Source organism: Isoptericola sp. BMS4, assembly GCF_011634835.1.
Taxonomy (GTDB): domain Bacteria; phylum Actinomycetota; class Actinomycetes; order Actinomycetales; family Cellulomonadaceae; genus Isoptericola.
In genome coordinates this window covers 2,919,345-2,934,188 of record NZ_SIRP01000001.1, presented here as the reverse complement: position 1 = coordinate 2,934,188, position 14,844 = coordinate 2,919,345, and the positions used below count along the sequence as shown (strand labels likewise).

Annotated in this window: 13 protein-coding genes, 1 tRNA gene and 1 pseudogene; 5 read left to right on the top strand and 10 right to left on the bottom strand. The window is 71.5% G+C overall.

What is annotated here, in order from left to right:
• From EYB28_RS13245 to EYB28_RS13220, 6 genes are all read right to left on the bottom strand, one after another.
• On the bottom strand, positions 1-1,175 hold a 1,175-nt coding region (locus EYB28_RS13245; protein ID WP_166848662.1), incomplete at its 3' end, for a choice-of-anchor G family protein.
• Between the two features lie 304 nt (positions 1,176-1,479).
• Positions 1,480-2,733: a beta-ketoacyl synthase gene (locus EYB28_RS13240; RefSeq protein WP_166848660.1), complete on the bottom strand. Its 1,254-nt coding sequence runs from the start codon at positions 2,731-2,733 to the stop codon at positions 1,480-1,482.
• Positions 2,734-2,908: 175 nt separating this feature from the next.
• Positions 2,909-3,160 carry an acyl carrier protein gene (locus EYB28_RS13235; protein ID WP_166848657.1) on the bottom strand — a complete coding sequence of 84 codons (252 nt, stop codon included), beginning with the start codon at positions 3,158-3,160 and terminating at the stop codon, positions 2,909-2,911.
• A gap of 117 nt (positions 3,161-3,277) precedes the next feature.
• Positions 3,278-4,288 (bottom strand): beta-ketoacyl-ACP synthase III, encoded by a 1,011-nt coding sequence (locus EYB28_RS13230; protein WP_166848655.1) that lies wholly within the window; start codon positions 4,286-4,288, stop codon positions 3,278-3,280.
• Entirely contained in the window at positions 4,285-5,280 is a 996-nt protein-coding gene (locus EYB28_RS13225) for an ACP S-malonyltransferase (RefSeq protein WP_166852381.1), read from the bottom strand. Before EYB28_RS13225 ends, EYB28_RS13230 begins: the two co-directional genes overlap by 4 nt.
• 102 nt (positions 5,281-5,382) lie before the next feature.
• Positions 5,383-6,579 carry a CdaR family transcriptional regulator gene (locus EYB28_RS13220; protein WP_166848652.1) on the bottom strand — a complete coding sequence of 399 codons (1,197 nt, stop codon included), beginning with the start codon at positions 6,577-6,579 and terminating at the stop codon, positions 5,383-5,385.
• Positions 6,580-6,684: 105 nt separating this feature from the next.
• Between EYB28_RS13220 and EYB28_RS13215 the strand changes: the two genes are divergently transcribed.
• Positions 6,685-7,356 carry a hypothetical protein gene (locus tag EYB28_RS13215; protein WP_240930552.1) on the top strand — a complete coding sequence of 224 codons (672 nt, stop codon included), beginning with the start codon at positions 6,685-6,687 and terminating at the stop codon, positions 7,354-7,356.
• Between the two features lie 117 nt (positions 7,357-7,473).
• Here EYB28_RS13215 and aceE read toward each other — a convergent pair whose 3' ends face one another.
• Entirely contained in the window at positions 7,474-10,227 is a 2,754-nt protein-coding gene (gene aceE / locus EYB28_RS13210) for a pyruvate dehydrogenase (acetyl-transferring), homodimeric type (RefSeq protein WP_166848650.1), read from the bottom strand.
• Positions 10,228-10,654: 427 nt separating this feature from the next.
• On the opposite strand from aceE, the gene EYB28_RS13205 reads away from it, so the two are divergent.
• The 3 genes from EYB28_RS13205 to EYB28_RS13195 all read left to right on the top strand — a co-directional run bounded on the left by EYB28_RS13205 (position 10,655) and on the right by EYB28_RS13195 (position 11,703).
• Positions 10,655-11,065, top strand: coding sequence for a DUF3052 domain-containing protein (locus EYB28_RS13205; RefSeq protein WP_166848648.1), 411 nt, complete (start codon positions 10,655-10,657; stop codon positions 11,063-11,065).
• A 7-nt stretch (positions 11,066-11,072) separates the two neighbouring features.
• Positions 11,073-11,558, top strand: a complete 486-nt coding sequence (locus EYB28_RS13200; protein WP_240930551.1) for a peroxiredoxin — start codon at positions 11,073-11,075, stop codon at positions 11,556-11,558.
• A 68-nt stretch (positions 11,559-11,626) separates the two neighbouring features.
• A tRNA-Val gene (locus EYB28_RS13195) sits at positions 11,627-11,703 on the top strand.
• Between the two features lie 125 nt (positions 11,704-11,828).
• Here EYB28_RS13195 and EYB28_RS13190 read toward each other — a convergent pair.
• Together EYB28_RS13190 and EYB28_RS13185 are read right to left on the bottom strand one after the other, a co-directional pair.
• On the bottom strand, positions 11,829-12,710 hold the full coding sequence (locus EYB28_RS13190) for an oxidoreductase (RefSeq protein ID WP_166848641.1): 882 nt from the start codon (positions 12,708-12,710) through the stop codon (positions 11,829-11,831).
• 9 nt (positions 12,711-12,719) lie between these two features.
• Positions 12,720-13,541, bottom strand: a complete 822-nt coding sequence (locus EYB28_RS13185) for an SDR family oxidoreductase (protein WP_166848639.1) — start codon at positions 13,539-13,541, stop codon at positions 12,720-12,722.
• Between the two features lie 72 nt (positions 13,542-13,613).
• Between EYB28_RS13185 and EYB28_RS13180 the strand changes: the two genes are divergently transcribed.
• Positions 13,614-14,246 carry a TetR/AcrR family transcriptional regulator gene (locus EYB28_RS13180; protein ID WP_166848636.1) on the top strand — a complete coding sequence of 211 codons (633 nt, stop codon included), beginning with the start codon at positions 13,614-13,616 and terminating at the stop codon, positions 14,244-14,246.
• Positions 14,247-14,447: 201 nt separating this feature from the next.
• On the opposite strand, the pseudogene EYB28_RS13170 reads toward EYB28_RS13180, so the two are convergent.
• Positions 14,448-14,660, bottom strand: a pseudogene (locus EYB28_RS13170) (IS3 family transposase); the annotation flags it as partial.
• Positions 14,661-14,844 lie beyond the last annotated feature (184 nt).

Here is a 14,844-nt window from a genome sequence, read left to right as displayed (position 1 = left end):
GTGCCGTCGACCTCGGTGCCGTCGACCTCGGTGCCGTCGACCTCGGTGCCGTCGACCTCGGTCCCGTCGACCTCCTCGCCGTCCTCGACGAAGGTGCGGACGGAGGACGAGGCGAGGTTGATCTGAGCCAGCGGCTCGTCACCCGGCAGCAGCGTCAGCTGCAGCGCGCGCTGCGTGAAGGACTCCGTGCCCGACGGGTCGTGGGCCGCGATGTCACCCGGCTGGTCCTGCACGTTGGCCTTCAGCGAGATGAGGTCGTTGACGCCGTCCAGCAGCGGCGAGACGACCTCCTCGGTCAGGTCGCCCAGCAGGCTGTCGACCAGGTCGGTGACCGGGCCGAGGTCGAGGGCGAGGAGGCTCCCGAGGGCCTCCGTGAGGCTGTTGACCAGGCCGGTCGTCACGGCGTTGAGGACCTCGCCGCTGAGCAGCTCGGTGTCCGGGTCCAGGTCGTTGATGTCCAGGCCCTGGCTGGCGAGCACCGCGGCCAGGTCGATGCTGACCTCACCGGTGGCGAGGTCGACGAACACGCCGTCGACGTCGGCCTGGCCGACACCGTCGCCGAGAAGGGCGCCGACCAGGTTGAGCACCGGGCCGAGGAGGCCGCCGACGAGCGGGCTCTCCAGGTCGATCGTGGCGCTGGCGATCTGGTAGTCGCCGGTCGGCTCGCCGCCCGCGGGCCAGTGCGCCTCCGAGGACACGGCGCCGAGCGTGAGCTCCGCCTCGCTGATGATGCCCTCGAGGTTCAGGTCGCCCAGGAGCTCGGTGAGGCCGATGGTCGCGTTCGCCGGGAACTCCTCGGAGCCGCCGACCTCGATGGCGCCCTGGTCGCTCACGGCGCCCGACGCGGCGTCCGCGCTGTCGGCCGTGGCGGACGCGTACTGGTTGACGGTGCCGACCGAGGCGATGCTGTTCTCGCCGAGCAGCGAGATGCCGTCACCGAGGTCGATCTCGATGGCGTTGAGCACCTCGGCGGCGAGCGGGTTCGTGTCCAGCGACTCGCCGGACGGGTTCTCGGCGAGCGCGCCCTCGAGCTCAGCGATGTCGTCGAGGTTCGTGCCGAGCACGGTGCCGCCGAGGAACGTCCCCTGCGCCTCCGTGTCGTCGGTCGGAGCCGCCGACGCGGCCGTGATGCCCCCGAACGTCGCAACCCCGAGCACTCCGGCGGAGGCGAACATCGCCGTCGCGCGCTTCAGCGTCGTGCGACCGTGGCGACCGGTCGTGCGTGATGCCAGTGATGATTCGTGCGTTCGCTTCCGCGAAACAACCACAGTTGCCCCCCAGGCAAGGTAGTAACCAAGCAGGCCACCGGGGTGATGGCCTCGGGCGACATCGTATGCAGATATGGTGACGATGTGGTGAACATGACCACAGTGTGGCGGGTGAAATTATCCGACCTAACACCTAAAGGCGATTAAAGCCTCAAAACGGACATGCCCGTTTGGTCTCACCCGCTCGCCCGGTCGCTCCGAGGGCGCCATGTCAGGCGTTCGTCACCACGAGCGCGACGTTGTGGCCGCCGAAGCCGAACGAGTTGTTGACCGCGACGACGTCGCCGTCCGGGAGCTTCTCCGGCGTGGCCCGCACCAAGGGTACCTGCAGCTCCGGGTCGGGGTTCTCGACGTTGATCGTCGGGGGCGCGAGACGCTCGCTGACCGCCTTCACCGTGAACAGCGTCTCGAGCGCGCCGGCGCCGCCGAGCAGATGCCCCGTCATCGACTTCGTCGCGGACAGGCGCACGTGGTCGGCCTCGCCGCCCATGAGGGTGCGGATCGAAGCCGTCTCGGTGAGGTCGCCGACCTTCGTGGACGTCGCGTGCGCGTTGACGTGCACGACGTCGCGCGAGGTGACGTCCGCGTCCTCCAGGGCCCGGCGCATCGCGGACACCTGGCCCGTGCCCTCCGGGTCCGGCGAGGTGATGTGGTAGGCGTCGGCCGACAGGCCGACGCCGGCGAGGCGCGCGTACACGCGGGCGCCGCGCGCCGCAGCGTGCTCCGCGCTCTCCAGGACGACGACGGCGGCGCCCTCGCCGATGACGAACCCGTCGCGGTCGACGTCGTACGGACGCGAGGCACGCTGCGGGTCGTCGTTGCGCAGCGACAGGGTCCGCGACGCGGCGAACGCGGCGATGGGCATCGGATGGATGGTCGCCTCGGTGCCGCCGCACACCACGACGTCGGCCCGCCCCGTGCGGATCATGTCGAGGCCGTAGCCGATGGCCTCGGCTCCCGACGCGCATGCGGACACGAGCGCGTGGGCGCCGGCCTTGGCGCCGAACTCCAGCGACACGTACGCCGCCGGGGAGTTCGGCATGAGCATCGGGACCGTCATCGGGAGCATGCGGCGGGCGCCCCGCTCCTTGAGGGTGTCCCAGCCGTCCAGCGTGGTCCAGATGCCGCCGATGCCCGACGACACGACGGCTCCGAGCCGCTCGCCGTCGACCTCCGGCGCGCCGGCGTCCTGCCAGGCCTCGCGCGCCGCGATCATCGCGTACTGGGTGGACGGGTCCATCCGCTTGGTCTCGGGCCGGGACAGGCGCTCCGCCGGGTCGACCTTGATGGTCGCCGCGAAGGTCACCGGCAGGCCGTACGTCTCGGCCCAGTCGTTCTCCAGGGTGCGGGCGCCCGACTCGCCGGCCAGCGCGGCCTGCCAGGTGCTCGGGGCGTCGCCGCCCAAGGGCGTGGTGGCTCCGAGTCCGGTGACGACGACGTCGCGCGAGGCGGGTGCGGCGGTCATGGTGGGTCACTCCTGGTGTCGAGGCGAGTGTCGAGCGGGGCGGTGCAGAGGGTGCCGGGGACCGGCGGTGTCGAGGAGGTCTCGACCGCGCGGCGCGCGGGTGGCGCCGCGGGGTGCGCGGGCGGGCCGGGTCGTCGGCCCGCCCGCGCCCGTGGGCAGCGGTGTGCCCGGCAGGTCAGGCGGCCTGCGCACCCTCGATGTAGGTGACGGCGTCCCCGACGGTCGTGAGGTTCTTCACCTCGTCGTCCGGGATGCGCACGCCGAACTTGTCCTCGGCGTGCGTCACGATCGTCATCATCGACAGCGAGTCGATGTCGAGGTCGTCGGTGAAGGACTTCTCCTTCGCGACGGCGTCCGTGGGCAGACCGGTCTCCTCGGCGACGATCTCGGCGAGGCCCTCGAGGATCTCCTGCGCGGTGTAGGCCATGAGGTGGGTTTCTCCTTGAACGGGGCGCCGGAGCTCCGGCGCCGGGTCGGGGTGTTGCGGTGCGATTGTGTCACCGCCGGGCGGGACTCGGTGAACTGTCGGGACCGACAGTCGGGGCTACGGGAGCACGACGACCTGGGCGGCGTACACGAGGCCCGCGCCGAAGCCGATCTGCAGGGCGATGTCGCCCGACGACGCGCGGCCCTCGGCCAGCAGCCGCTCGGTCGCCAACGGGATCGACGCCGCGGACGTGTTGCCGGTGTCGACGATGTCGCGCGCGACCACGACGGACTCGGGCAGGCCGAGCTGTGTGGCCAGCTGGTCGATGATCCGCACGTTGGCCTGGTGCGGCACGAACACCTGGACGTCGTCCGGCTCGACGCCTGCCTCGGCCATCGCCTTCGCCGCGACCGGCGCCATCTGGAAGCTCGCCCACCGGAACACCGAGGGGCCGTCCTGGCGCAGCGTCGGCATGCCGAGGGACGGATCCCGGGCGAGCTCGGCGAGCGAGTGCGTCTGGCGGATCGACTGCGCCTTGCTGCCGTCGGAGCCCCACACCGTGGGGCCGATGCCCGGCGTGTCGGACGGCCCGACGACGGCCGCGCCCGCCCCGTCGCCGAGGAGGAACGAGATCGACCGGTCGGTCGGGTCGACGACGTCGCTCATCTTCTCGGCACCGATCACCAGCACGTGCCGGGCAGTTCCGGACCGGACCAGGGCGTCCGCCTGGCCGATGCCGTACGCGTAGCCGGCGCACGCCGCCGAGACGTCGTACGCGGCTGCCGGGGTCGCGCCGAGGCGCTCGGCGAGGATCGCGGCGCCGGCCGGCGTCTGGTGGAAGTACGTGATGGTCGACAGGATCACGACGTCGATGTCGGCCCCGGTGAGGCCGGCGCGGTCGAGCGCCGTGCGAGCCGCGGCCTCGGCCAGGTCGAGCGCGTCGACGTCGTCGGTCGCGCGGCGGCGCGTGACGATCCCGGTGCGCTGGCGGATCCACTCGTCGGACGAGTCGATCGGGCCGACGATCTCGTCGTTCGGCACGACGCGTGCGCCGCGCTCCCCACCGATCGCCAGGATGCGCGAGTGCGCGACCGGCTCGGCCTGGCGCAGCGTGCGGCGAACGGTCACGCGTCGGCCTCGCGCGCGGCCCGGGGGGCCCGCGCGGCGTCCGAGTGCCGCTCGATGAGGTCGCGGGCGGCCTCGACGTCCTCGGGGGACTTCACGGCGACCGACTCGACGCCCTTGAGCGACCGCTTGGCGAGGCCGGTGAGCACGCCGCCCGGGGCGAGCTCGAGGAGGGCGGTCACGCCGCGGTCGGCCAGCGTCGCCTGGCACAGGTCCCACCGCACCGGAGCCGTGACCTGGGCCGCGAGCCGCGCCAGGACGTCCTTGGCGGTGCCGTGCCCGTGGGAGCCGGCGCCGAGGGAGTCGTAGGAGGCGCCGTCGGCGTTCGACAGCAGCGGCAGGCGCGGGTCGGTGGCCAGCCACCCCTCGGCCACCTGGGCGAAGGCCACGCGGGCCGGCTCCATGTAGGAGGTGTGGAACGCGCCGGCGACCTGGAGCGGGATGACGCGGGCGCGCGCCGGCGGCTGCTCCGCGAGCGCGGCGAGCTCGTCGTGGCCGCCCGCGGCGACGACCTGGCCGCCGCCGTTGACGTTCGCGGGGGTCAGCCCGGCCGCCTCGATGGCGGCGAGGACCTCGTCGGGGTCGCCGCCGACGACGGCGCTCATGCCGGACGGCCGCGCCGCGGCGGCCTCGGCCATCGCCCGCGCACGGTGCGCGACGAGCCCCACGGCGCCCGCGTCGTCGAGCGCCCCGGCGACGGCGGCGGCGCTGAGCTCGCCCACCGAGTGCCCGGCCGTGACGTCGACGACGTCGGTGACGGGGCGGCCGTCGAGGATCGTGCGCAGCGCGAGCAGCGAGGTCGACACGATGAGCGGCTGCGCGACCGCGGTGTCGCGGATGGTGTCCGCGTCCGAGGTCGTGCCGTGCTGGGTGAGGTCGGTCCCCGCGGCGGCGGAGAACGCGTCGAGCAGGTCGGCGGTGCCGGGCAGCTCGAGCCAAGGGGCGAGCATCCCGGGGGTCTGAGAGCCCTGTCCAGGGCAGACGACGGCGAGCACGGAGACCACGGTGTCATCCCGCCGCGCGGCCGGTGCGTCGTGACGCGCACCAAGCTCGCGGAGGTCGATTGTGGGGATCCTCCAAACCTGCCCGGGCCGGCGTCAGTGCGGGCGGGCGTCGCCGTCGAGCTGGCCGAGGGCGAGTGCCACCTGCAGCACGAACGACTCGCGGGCGTCGAGCGGGTCCCACCCCGTGATCTCGGAGACCTTCCGCAGCCGGTAGCGCACCGTGTTGGGGTGCACGTAGAGGTGCCGGGCCGCGGCCTCCAGCGACCGCCCGGTGCCGAGGTACGCGGACAGGGTCTCCAGCACCGAGCCCGTGGCCTCCCGCAGCGGCAGGTAGGCCTGCGAGACGAGGGTGCGCCGCGCCGTCGCGTCCCCGGTGAGGACGCGCTCCGGGAGCAGGTCGTCGGCGAGCACGGGCCGCGGCGCCTGCGGCCACGCCTGCGCGGCGGCGAGGCCCGCCAGCGCCGCGGCGGCCGACGTCGCGGCGTCGGAGACGTCGGGCACCACGCCTCCGATGACCACCGGGCCGGGACCGAAGCGGTCGAGCAGCGACGTCGCCGCCGCGACCAGGTCGCCGTCGCCGCCGAGGACGAGCACCAGGCGGTCGCCGTGGATGCCCACGAGGGCGTCGCCTGCGGCCCGGCGGGCCAGGCGGCGCAGCTCCGCCGTGCGCACGTCGTCGAGGCGTGAGGCGGTCTCGCCGACCACGACGAGCGCCTGCCCGCGCCCGCTCCAGCCCAGGGCGGAGACGCGCGATCGCAGTGAGTCGTCGCCGTCGCCGCGCACGAGCGCGTCCACGACCAGGGCCTCCAGGCGGGCGTCCCAGGCGCCGCGCACCTCGGCGGCGCGGGCGTACACCTCCGCCGCGGAGAACGCGATCTCGCGGGAGTAGCGCAGCACCGCCTCGCGCAGCTCGCGCTCGTAGCCGGGCGCGGCGATCTCGTCGGAGTGCTGCTCGACGACGTCGACCATGAGCCGGACGAGCTGCAGCGTGTGCTGCAGCGAGATGGACCGCGTGAGCTCGGGCGGCGCGGCCGCGAACATGTCGCCGACGCCGTGCGGCGTGTCGGTCGGCTCCGCGAACCAGCTGACGAAGGCGTTGATGCCGGACTGCGCGACGAGGCCCACGTAGGAGCGGTCCTCCGCGGGCAGCTGGCGGTACCAGGCGAAGTCCTCGTCGAGGCGGCGCATGGCCGCCGCGGTGAGCATCCCGAGGCCCTCGCGGACGCGCTGGACGTTCTCGCCGCGCGAGACGGTACTCGCCGACGCGGCGGTGTCGGAGGTGGTCGCCATGCTCCGAGGATACGGGCCCGGTTGTGGGGAGTGCACAAACCGGCGCCGTCGTCGGCGCGTCAGTGCGGGCCGCGTGCGAGGCGGGTGGGCGCTATCGTCGAGGGCATGGCCCCGATGTCACGGCTCCGTCAGCTGCTGCGGCGGCCGTTCTCGGCCTCGACGGTCGGGGCGCGGCGACCGTCGTCGGCACGGGAGGGTGACACGGTGCAGGAGGACGCCCTGCGGGACATGCTCGCCGACGACCCCAACGACGAGGACGCCTTCCGCGCGCTCGCCGAGCTTGTGCGGCGGCGCGCCGCGGAGGAGCCCGCCACGGAGGACCCGCTGACCGCGCCCGCGGACGAGCCGGCCGCGCAGCGCGCGGCCGACCTCGCCGTCTGGTCGCTCGCGGAGGAGCTCGCCGGCCACCCGCGCGGATGGCGGCCGCTGCTCGAGCTGGGCCGGCTCTCGCTGGCCGACGACCCGGACGGCGCCGTCCGCCGGCTCGCCACCGCCGCGGACCGGGACCCGCGGGGCGAGGCGCTCGCCACGGCTCTGCGGATCCTGCGTGAGGCGGACATGCCGACCGAGGCGCTCGGGCTGGGGATCGGGCACTGGCGGGCCCGGGAGCACGTCCCGGAGGCCGGGCGGCAGGTCGTCCTCGCGGCGCTGGACGCCGGCCGCCCCGCCGAGGCGCGGCAGCACCTGTCGGCCCTGGGCCGGAGTCCCGGGACGGAGGACGTGCTGGCGGAGCTCGCCGAGGCCGTCGCCGCGCACGAGCGCGCGGCGCCCCGCTGACCGCCGTCGCGCACCGCCCCGGGCACGCACCGCCCCGGGCACGCACAGTCCCGGACGCGCACGAGGCCCGCCCCTCCGAGGTGGAGAGGGCGGGCCTCGTGCGTGGTGCGGGAGCCGTCAGCTGTCGCCGCCGACGGCACCGGAGGTGCCGGCGGTGACGTCGAGCAGGCGGTACTTCTCCACGGCCTTGGCCACGACATCGGCCGGCACCTCGCCGCGGCGGGCGAGCTGCTGCAGCGTCTTGACCACCATCGACGGGCCGTCGATGAGGAAGTACCGGCGGGCGGCGGCGCGGGTGTCGGAGAACCCGAAGCCGTCCGCGCCGAGCACCGCGTAGTCGCCGGGGATCCAGGCGCGGACCTGGTCGGGCACGAGGTGATCGTAGTCGCTCGTGGCGACGAACGGCCCCTGGGCGTCCGACAGCTTCTGCGTCAGGTACGGCACCCGCGGGGTGGCCGCCGGGTCGACGAGCGCGTCGTGCTCGGCCGCGAGGGCGTCGCGGCGCAGCTCGTTCCAGGACGTCACCGACCACACGTCGGCCGTCACGCCCCAGTCCTCCGCGAGGAGCTGCTGCGCCTCCAGCGCCCACGGCACGCCCACGCCGGACGCGAGGAGCTGAGCCCGCGGGCCGTCGCCCTCGCCCTCGCCGACGGAGATGCGGTGGATGCCCTTGAGGATGCCCTCGACGTCCACGTCCTCCGGCTCGGCCGGCTGGACCATCGGCTCGTTGTACACCGTGAGGTAGTACATGACGTTCTGGTCGCGGCCGTCCGACCCGTCGCCGTACATGCGCTCGATCCCGTCGCGCACGATGTGGCGGATCTCGTAGCCGTAGGCGGGGTCGTACTGCACCATCGCCGTGTTGGTGCCGGCGATGAGCGGCGAGTGCCCGTCCGCGTGCTGCAGGCCCTCACCGGTCAGGGTGGTGCGGCCGGCCGTGGCGCCGATGATGAAGCCGCGGGTGAGCTGGTCGCCGGCGGCCCAGAACTGGTCGCCGGTGCGCTGGAAGCCGAACATCGAGTAGAAGATGTAGACCGGCACCATGTGCTCGCCGTGCGTGGCGTACGACGTGCCCACCGACTGGAACGCGGCCGCGGAACCGGCCTCGTTGATGCCGGTGTGCATGATCTGCCCCGACTCGGACTCCTTGTAGCTCAGCATGAGCTCGCGGTCCACGGCGAGGTAGTTCTGCCCCTGGGTGTTGAAGATCTTCGCGCTGGGGAAGATCGAGTCCAGGCCGAACGTGCGCGCCTCGTCGGGGATGATCGGCACGATGCGCTTGCCGAACTCCTTGTCCTTGATGAGGTCCTTGAGCAGGCGCACGAACGCCATGGTGCTGGCGACCTGCTGGGTGCCGGACCCCTTCTTGAGCACCTCGTACTTCTTGGGCTCGGGCAGCGTGATCGGCTTCGGCGTCGAGCGGCGCTCGGGGAGGAAGCCGCCCAGGTGCCGGCGGCGGTCCAGCATGTACTGGATCGCCTCGTCGTCCATGCCCGGGTGGTAGTACGGCGGCAGGTACGGGTCCGCGTCGATCTGCTCGTCGCTCAGCGGGATCCGCAGGTTGTCGCGCAGCGCCTTGAGGTCCGCGTTCTTGACCTTCTTCATCTGGTGCGTGGCGTTGCGGCCCGCGAAGCTCGACCCCAGCGCGTAGCCCTTGACGGTCTGCGCGAGGATGACGGTCGGCTGGCCCGTGTGAGCCCGCGCGGCCGTGTAGGCGGCGAAGATCTTGCGGTAGTCGTGGCCGCCGCGCTTCATGTTCCAGATGTCGTCGTCGCTCATGTTCTCCACGAGCGCCTTGGTGCGCGGGTCGCGACCGAAGAAGTGCTCGCGGATGAACGCGCCCGACTCCGCGCGGTACGTCTGGTAGTCGCCGTCGGGCGTGGCGTTCATGAGGTTGACCAGGGCGCGGTCCTTGTCCGCGTTGAGCAGGGCGTCCCACTCGCGGCCCCAGACGACCTTGATGACGTTCCAGCCGGCACCCTTGAACTGGGCCTCCAGCTCTTGCATGATCTTGCCGTTCCCGCGCACGGGCCCGTCGAGACGCTGCAGGTTGCAGTTGACGACGAACGTCAGGTTGTCCAGGCCCTGGTGCGCCGCGTGCTGCAGCATGCCGCGCGACTCCGGCTCGTCCATCTCGCCGTCGCCCAGGAACGCCCACACGTCCTGCTGGCTGGTGTCCTTGATACCGCGGTGGTGCAGGTACTTGTTCGTCCAGGCCTGGTAGATCGCCGACGCCGGGCCGAGACCCATCGAGACCGTCGGGAACTCCCAGAAGTCGGGCAGCATCCGCGGGTGCGGGTACGAGGGCAGGCCGCCCGCGGGCGCCGACTTCTCCTGGCGGAAGCCGTCGAGCTGCTCCGCCGTCAGGCGGCCCTCAAGGAAGCCGCGGGCGTACTGGCCGGGGGAGGAGTGTCCCTGGAAGTAGACCTGGTCGCCGCCGCCGGGGTGGTCCTTCCCGCGGAAGAAGTGGTTGAGGCCCACCTCGTACATCGTCGCGACGGAGGCGTAGGAGGAGATGTGCCCGCCCACGGAGATGTCGGGCCGCTGCGCGCGCGTCACCATGACGGCGGCGTTCCAGCGGATCCAGGAGCGGTACTTGCGCTCCATGACCTCGTCGCCGGGGAAGTACGGCTCGTCGTGGACGGCGATCGTGTTGACGTACGGGGTCGCCATCGCCGCGGGCATGTGCACGTTGCGCTCACGAGCGCGACGCAGCAGGTTGAGCATGACGTAGCGGGCGCGCGGTCCACCCTTGTCGTCGATCAGGCCGTCGAGCGACTCCACCCACTCCGAGGTCTCGGAAGGGTCGATGTCCGGGACGGCGCTGAGCAGGCCGTTGATCAACGGTCCGGTCTCGTCGTACGAAGCCACCAGCAACCTCTCTCGTCTGCGGGCGATGGCGGGGCATGGTGGCCGCCACCGCTCGTGTCAGGTGTCCCGTCGCGGGTCGCCACTCCGTCAGGTCGCGACGGTGCGGTTCCACGATCAGGTGGTCACTACTCATTGTGTCCCCCGGAACGCCCGCGAGCCCACCATCGGGGGGTCAAGAGTCCGTGATCTACGTCATGCCAGGCCAGCCGCCCGGCGCCGGCGCGGGTCGGCCGCGGGGGTCCCGGTCCCGCCGGTGCCCACCGGAGCGTCCGCCTGGTGGGACGTGACGGGGTTGCCGGGCGTCGCGTGGTGCGGTGGACTACGTTGGCGCACACGTGGCCGTGCGGCGTCCCGGACGGGGCACGGCCGGGTGCGCAGGGGTCGTCGGGTGTCGTCGACCGTCGAACAGAGAGGAACGAAGAACCACGTGGGTAAGCAGGCGGATTCCCAGGCGGCACGCCTCGGCTTCGAGCAGGGGCAGGTGGTGCAGGAGTTCGGGTGGGACGACGACGTCGACGACGCGCTGCGGACCGAGCTCGAGGAGATCGTCGGCGGCGAGCTCGTCGACGAGGACTACGACGACGTCACGGACGGCGTCGTGCTGTGGTGGCGCGAGGACGACGGCGACCTGACGGACATGCTCGTGGACGTGCAGACCGTCCTCGACGACGGCGGGCTCATCTGGCTGCTCACCCGCAAGCCGGGACGCGCGGGACACGTGGGCCACAACGAGATCCAGGAGGCCGCGACCACCGCCGGGCTGCATGCGACGAGCACGTTCGCCGTCGCGGAGGACTGGTCGGCGACGAAGCTGGACAACCGCGGCCGCGGGCGCTGAGGTGGCGGTGCCGGCCGCCGGTCCCGGCGCCGGGGGACGAGGGCTGCGGCCCGGCGACCCGGCGCCCGACGTCACGCTGCCCGACACGCACGGCACGCCCGTGCGCCTGGCGGACCTGCGCGGCGAGCCGGTGCTCCTCGTCTTCTTCCCGTTCGCCTTCTCCGCCGTGTGCACCGGAGAGCTGGGCGAGCTGCGGGACGAGCTCGACGACTTCGAGGCGGCGGGCGTGCGCGTCGTCGCCGTCTCCACCGACCCGGTCTTCGCGCTGCGCGCGTGGCAGGAGCAGGAGGGGTTCGGGTTCGACCTCCTCAGCGACTTCTGGCCGCACGGCGCCGCGGCGCGCGCCTTCGACGTCCTCGACGAGGAGTCGGGGCACGCCCTGCGCGGCACGTTCCTCGTCGACGAGGACGGGATCGTGCGATGGTCGACGGTGAACCCGCGCGGCCGGCCCCGTGACCTGGAGGACTACCGCGCCGCGCTGAGCGAGGTCTGACCCGCGCGGCGCGTCCGCGCGGTGCGCGCGCCGGTCGGCGCGGCGGGTTATCCTGGCCTGCGCTGCCAGGGCCTGTAGCTCAGCTGGTCAGAGCGCCACGTTTACACCGTGGATGTCGGGGGTTCGAGTCCCTCCGGGCCCACCACACGCACGAGGCAGGAACCTTTGCCGATGGACGCTTTGGCGGAGGTTCGAGCCTTGCGCGTTTCTGGTGAATCGAACCAGTGCGTTCTTCGCAGCGACTGAAGTCGATCGAGTACCGCTGGCACTTCAGCGAAGGAACTGGTAGCGCACGTCGGTGAGCTCTTCGGATAAGGACCACAAGCGCTCACGGCAGGCGAGGTCACGTGCTGATGGTGCGATGCGTGCTTCACCAAGAGGGCCGCGAAGCTCACTCCAGCCCGTGGGCCCGATGTAGCTCCCTCCGGGGAGATCAGGGTCGAGCGCGGCCCTGATCTGTGCCCGTGCGCCCCGCTCGGGGGTTTGCGCCAGCGCGCGGTTCAGGAACGCCGCGAAGGGTCGGAGCGCACGCGCCGTGGTCCGAGTCTGAAGCCCGGTGGCGGCAAAGCCGGGGTGAGCGAGAACGCTGCGTACCGCAAGGCGCGCGTGACGCAGGCGCCGGTCGAGTTCGAGCCCGAAGATGACGTTGGCAAGTTTGGCTCGCTGATAGGCATGGCGCGGGTGGTAGCGGCGTGTCATCTGCAGATCGTCCATGTCGATCTCTCCGCGCAGATGCTCCGTGGAACCGACTGTCACCACGCGGCCGGCCAGCGACTGCCTCAGCGGTGGAAGCAGCAGCCCGGTGAGGGCGAAGTGACCGAAATGGTTGATGCCCAGCTGGGCTTCGAACCCATCGACGGTCTCGCTCCGCGGTCCCCACATGATTCCGGCGTTGTTCACCAGGAGGTCGAGTGTGCTGTGCTCGGCTCGGAAGGTCTCGGCGAACCCTCGTACGACGCGCAGATCGGAGAGATCAAGGGTGCGTGCCTCCAGGGAAGTGCCGGGAGCACTGGCTCTGATCCTCTCGATCACGCGCGCTGCGCGCTCCGGGTCTCGTGCGGGAACCACAACATGCATTCCGCGGCGGGCGAGTGCGCGAGCGGTGACGAACCCGAGACCGGACGTCGCGCCCGTGACGATAGCGGTCCTCATCACGGATCCTCACGGCCTGCGTGCCGCTGTGCGGTTCATCAACGAGCCGACCATCTCGGCCGCACGACGACGGCCGAGAACTCTGCCGAAGACCTCGGAGAGCCGGTTGGAGCGACCAGGGATGACACTGGGCGGCGGGTTGCGTCGTTCAAGCGCACTGAGCGCTGTGGTGACGACCGCCGTGGGTGACATGCGCCGCGAGCCGCCGTCGGCGCGGTCGCCTGCAACATCGAAGAACTCGGTGTCCGTCGCACCGGGAGACAGCACGAGCACGCGCAGTCCTGTGTCGCGGGCTTCGTGCCAGAGCGCCTCGGTGAAGCTGAGCACGAACGCCTTGGCCGCGCCGTAGATCGCCATCGTCGGATTCCCCTGGTACGCGGCCATGCTCGCCACATTGAGGAGGAATCCGTCTCCACGCTGACGCAGGCGAGGCATGAAGGCATGGCTGATCTCGACCACCGCGTTGACGTCCACCGCGATCTCTGTCATGAGGTCGGGCAGTTCCGCGTCGTGGAACGGCCCAAGGTTGGCGAAGCCGGCGCTGTTGACCACACTCGTCACGTCGATGCCGCGGGCATCGAGCTGATCACGGATGGTCTGTCCCGCTCCGGGCTGCGCCAGGTCGATCGGCAGGGTGCTCACGGTGACGCCGTGTTCCCGCCTGAGCTGCGCGGCAAGTGCATCGAGTCGGCCGACACGTCGGGCCGCAACGACCAGACTGCTCCCCCGGGAGGCGAGTTGTCGGGCGAACTCTGCGCCGATTCCGGCGCTCGCTCCGGTGACGAGGACGGTGTGGTGTGTGTAGTCCAGAGGTCTTGTGGTGTGGCTCATGATGACAGCATATGCCAGTCTGGCACTAAGTGCCACCTTGGCACTGTGGGCTGGCGCGAATAGAATGTCGAGATGTCATCGATGGGGGACGCACAACCGGGACTGTGGACGAGATCCCGGCAGCGGGTCTACGCCGAGATCACCGCTGTGGCGATGGAGTTGTTCCTGACCAACGGCTTCGAGCAGACCACGATCGATGAGATCGTCGTCGCCGCGGGCATCTCCCGTCGCTCCTTCTTCCGCTACTTCGGCACGAAGGAAGACGTCGTCCTGGGGCACTTCATCGCGGACGGCGCCGTGATCCGTGATCAGTTGGAGCAGCGTCCCGACGGCGAGGGTCCCTGGACAGCCCTCCGCGGTGCGATCTTCGCGCTGGATGAGGGGGCCGACGACGAGCGTCTCCTGGCGGTCTCCCGAATGATGTACCAGACCCCCTCATTGCGGGCGCGCAGCATCGAGAAGCACCTCCACTGGTACGACGACTTGGTGCCGGAGGTCCAGCGACGCCTCGGTGGGCAGGCAGACTCCGCGCTGCAGGCCAGGGCAATCGTGGGATGCATCATCACGTGCCTCGACATTGCCGGTGAAGCCTGGTCTGTCGACGACGGCGTCGAGCCGCTGAGGAACTATTTCGACGCCGCACTCGACGCGATCCGTCGCCCGCTGGAGACTCCGGCCGGCCCCTCCGCCGCACCCGATGCGTGACCGCGACCGCACTTCCGGTGTGCTGCGACGCCCTCCTTGACCGTCATCGTCGGCGGCCGGGCTCAAAGGGGACTAGGTGTTGCTGGCCATGACGTTGGTGACGCGGGTGCGGGCCTTGGCGGCTGGAGGCAGGTTCCCGACGGCGGTGTGGGGCCGATGGTAGTTGTAGGGGACTGCTGCACGAATAGGTGACAGCGGTTGTCAGGCGGCGAGTGCGACCTGAGTGGTGATGATGGCTTCGAACTCGATGGGGGTCAAACGTCCGAGACGGGCCTGGCGGCGGCGCCGGTGGTAGGTGCGTTCGATCCAGGTGATGATCGCGATCCGCAGCTGGGCGCGGGTGGCCCAGTGGCGCCGGTCCAGGACGTTCTTCTGCAGCAGCGCGAAGAACGACTCCATCGCGGCGTTGTCGCCCTGTTGCGCCCCGGGTTCAGTGGAGGCTCGGAACTGACGCTTCGACGGTAGCCGGAGCGGGGGTGCAGCCATGGCTCTCATCCTTCCGTGGAATGAGAGCCTCCATCAGACCCGGGGCGCAACACCCGCGTGCGTCGTGTTGCTGCTCATCATGGCTTCCTTTCTGTTGCGGCGGTCTTCGCTG